Raw genomic sequence first — 3,962 nt, 5'->3', positions numbered from 1 at the left:
TTGTGGAGTGGTTTGCCGAAGAAGCCAAACGTGTCAACGGCGAAACCCTGCCCCAGTTCGACAACAACCGCCGCCTGATGGTGCTCAAGCAGCCCATCGGTGTGTGTGCGGCCATCACGCCCTGGAACTTCCCGCTGGCCATGATCACCCGCAAGGTGGCCCCGGCCCTGGCAGCGGGCTGCCCGGTGGTCATCAAGCCGGCCGAGCTGACGCCGCTGACGGCCCTGGCCGCCGGCGAGCTGGCCCTGCGCGCGGGCATCCCCGCCGGGGTGCTCAACATCGTCACGGCCGACAGCGACAACAGCATCGCCGTGGGCAGGGTGATCTGCGCCAGCGACGTGGTGCGCCACCTCTCCTTCACCGGCTCCACCGAAGTGGGCCGCATCCTGATGGCGCAGTGCGCGCCCACGGTCAAGAAGATGTCGCTCGAACTGGGGGGCAACGCGCCCTTCATCGTGTTCGACGACGCCGACATCGACAGCGCGGTGGAAGGCGCCTTTGCCAGCAAGTACCGCAACGCGGGCCAGACCTGCGTGTGCTCCAACCGGTTCTATGTGCAGGAAGGGGTGTACGACCAGTTCGTGGAGAAGTTCGCGGCCAAGGTGAAGACCGCCAAGGTGGGCAACGGTTTTGAGGACGGGGTGAACCAGGGCCCGCTGATCGAAGAAGCCGCACTGGTGAAGGTGCAACGCCATGTGGACGATGCCGTGGCCAAGGGTGCGCGGGTGGTGGCCGGGGGCAAACGCTTGGAAGGCCAGTTCTTCGAGCCGACCGTGGTGGCCGATGCGACGGCCGAGATGTTGTGCGCCCGCGAAGAAACCTTCGGCCCCTTTGCGCCGGTGTTCAAGTTCAAGACCGAGCAAGAAGCCATCGATGCGGCCAACAACACCGAGTTCGGCCTGGCGAGCTACTTCTACAGCCGCGACATCGGGCGCATCTACCGCGTGGCCGAGGCGCTGGAGTACGGCATGGTGGGCATCAACGTGGGCATCCTCGCCACCGAACACGTGCCGTTTGGTGGTGTCAAACAGTCCGGCCTGGGCCGCGAGGGCTCGCACCACGGCATGGACGACTATGTGGAGATCAAGTACCTCTGTGTAGGGGATGTGCTGCGCTGAGTGGCGCCACGCATACCTCCCATCTTGCCGGATGTGCTTACTTCCAGCCGAAGTGGCTGTTTCTGAGGCATCCGGCTGGGACTTGATCGCCAACAACTCTGCAAACCCTTCACCGCCATGCCAGTGATGTGCCGCCACACCGGCTCGCAGTAGGCACGGGGAGCACCGCACCTGCTTGTCGTCAGCGTGGCAGCCCCTGGCGCGTGCAATCAGCCGCTCCTCGCATTCAGGTCATCATCATTTCGGCACGCAGGCGTATCGGTGAAAATCGCCACCACGTTGTCTGTAGGCTGTTCTCAAACCTGTGTCGCCCCCTGTATTGCCGTACAACTCGGCGGTCACCGCATTGACCCCAACGTACAACGGCCCCTCCATCCAACCAGCCAGCCAAAAAAGATGTGGATTCACCGGCCAAGATCAAACGCTTTGAGTCCACTCCCTCATCACAAGAGAAGCCCTGAATGCACGACCTGGATCCACATCTGCTGCGCGCCTTTCTTGCGGTTGTTGACATTGGCACGGTAAATGGCGCCGCTGCCGCTTTACATCGCACCCAGGCCGCCGTCAGCATGCAGATACGTCGGTTAGAAGAAATTGTTGGCGCACCGCTGTTCGCGCGCTCATCCAAAGGCCTCACGCTCAATGCCGAGGGGCGTGTGCTGGAGCCCTATGCACGTGAAATCCTCACACTGGGCGACGAGGCGCGCAAAAGGGTGAGCGGCCAGCACATGGAAGGGCGGGTCAAGCTGGGCGTGGTGGAAGATTTTGCGGCCACTCGCCTTGTCGAGATTCTCAAGTCCTTCCGCGACCAGAACCCCAAGGTACAACTCGACCTCATCATTGCAGGTAACCGCCAACTCGCAGCACTGTTTGAGCAGGACAAACTCGATATGTTGATCTGCGACTCTCTGGAAGTGCCACACACGCCGCTGGTCGAATGGCCGGAACAGTTGCAATGGGTGGCGCGTTCGGACTTCTCGTTGCCCTTGAGCGAGGCTCTGCCAGTGGTGATGTTTGATGGTGGATGCCCCTGGCGCAACCGCGTGCTAGAGGCTCTTGCCGCACATGGCTTGCATTGGCACATGGTGTGCGAAGCCTCCACCTTGGTGGCCATGGCAACCGCTGTGCAGGTGGGCATAGGCGTTGGCCCGATGCTCGCAGCCACCATCCCTCCCGGGTGCCACGCACTGATTCCCTCCGCCCACATCCCCGAACCCGTGGCCATTGGCATCGGGTTGTACTCACGCGCCAATGTGTCGGACGAGGCACACTACTTGGCAGATTTTATGACCCGCATGCCAGGCCGATTGGCGGTGTGAACGGGAAGCACCCAAACGCACAAGCAACGTTGACTTACCGGGCGATTGCGCGTTCCCGGAACCCTCAGCTTGATGTCCAAAAGGCTGATTTCTGCGAGCTCAGCCGGAACCCTTTCCTGGCCCGCCAACGATGCGTTCTTGAGCAAGTGCATCGATCACATGATCGATAGGCGCCATCCCTTGGAAAGCTGTTGACTCGAATCATCAACGTAACGCGCAGCTCAAGCTGATCAATCCGCAAGATTGACGCACCGTCCATCCGGGCGAGCCGATGCCAGACTGAGCATGGCCGTCGCGTGCGGATGGCGTGCCACGGCGCTGTCGACGTTCAAGGTACTGCGATGACCGGATGGCAAGCGTTTGCCTTCCAACACCTCAGCGTCATGAATCCACACGACGGCGTGTTCGACACACCTGGACTCCCACGGGAGATCGCCGAGGCGATGTCGCAGCCCTTGGCTGAGTTGACCCAGCGCCATCCCCGACGGGCCCACCTTCAAGTGCACAGGCGCCGAACACGCAACCCCTCCGTCTTTCAATATTTCTTATACACATATGAAAATTTCCATGGTTCCGGAAAATTTTCAAGGCAAATACCATGACTTCGAGGAACTTTTACGCACGAACGTAAAAAACTTCATTGTTAATCAAACATTTCTTATATCTATCACAGGAGGCACAAGACATGAATCACGATATCCAGCGGCGCAAGCTCGTCAAGGTAGGGGCCGCTGCGTTGGCCGCAGGAACCTTGGGTTTGCCCGCCATCCATGCCCAGGCCCAGTCGCGCAAGTTTGCCGGCAAGACCCTGCGTATCCTGACATGGTCGGACGACACTGGCCTGGCCGTGCTGCGCAACATCGCCCAGACCTTTGAAGAGAAGACGGGCTGCAAGGTGATTGCAGACCGCACCGGGGGCACTGGCGACATGGTCGCCAAGCTCAAGGCCGGCGGCACCCGCCCGCAATACGACGTGATGCACATGGCCGGCGTGGGCGCCGTGTCCCTGGCGGCAGCTGGCCTGCTGGAGAAGCCCGACCTGAACCAACTGCCCAACCTAAAGGACGTGGACCCGCGCTTTGCCACGGGTGCTGAGGGCTTCGGCATCGGCTACTTGCTGTGGACCGGTGGCATGATCTACAACACCCGCACCTTCAAAGCGCCGCCCACCAGCTACGAGGAGATGTGGAACCCAAAGTACGCCAAGCGCGTGTTCCTGCCCCCGGCAACCTGGACCGATGCGCTGGACACCATCGTCGCTGCAGCCAAGACCACCGGCGGCAGCGCCACCAATGCCGAAGGCGGCTTCAAGCGGCTGGCCGAGTTGCGCGACCGCGTTCTGACCTTCGGTGAAAACCCGACCCAGATCGCTGAACTGTTCCGCTCGAACGCGCTGGACATCGGCGGCGTCTATGCACCCGCCTTTTTCACCAAGGAGCTAAAGGTGTTGATTTCCATCCAGAACTGACCCACCTTCACGGGTAATTTCCATCCAAATCTGACCCACGTAAGAACCCTAACCTGC

Annotated in this window: 2 protein-coding genes and 1 pseudogene; all 3 read left to right on the top strand. The window is 60.9% G+C overall.

The window, feature by feature from the left end; genetic code table 11:
• On the top strand, positions 1–1,118 hold a 1,118-nt coding region (locus ACFQU0_RS09180; RefSeq protein ID WP_382200002.1), incomplete at its 5' end, for an NAD-dependent succinate-semialdehyde dehydrogenase.
• A gap of 461 nt (positions 1,119–1,579) precedes the next feature.
• A complete protein-coding gene (locus ACFQU0_RS09175) occupies positions 1,580–2,437 on the top strand; it encodes a LysR substrate-binding domain-containing protein (protein WP_382200000.1) in 858 nt (285 codons plus the stop codon).
• Positions 2,438–3,122: 685 nt separating this feature from the next.
• A pseudogene (locus ACFQU0_RS09170) lies at positions 3,123–3,881 on the top strand (extracellular solute-binding protein); the annotation flags it as partial.
• Positions 3,882–3,962 lie beyond the last annotated feature (81 nt).

Source organism: Hydrogenophaga defluvii (assembly GCF_042665235.1).
GTDB lineage: Bacteria > Pseudomonadota > Gammaproteobacteria > Burkholderiales > Burkholderiaceae_C > Hydrogenophaga > Hydrogenophaga defluvii_A.
This window is presented reverse-complemented; position numbering and strand designations above follow the sequence as displayed.

Coding starts and splice junctions, on each gene's coding strand:
- ACFQU0_RS09175 (WP_382200000.1), top strand. CDS start 1,580: ATGCACGACCTGGATCCACATCTGCTGCGCGCCTTTCTTGCGGTTGTT.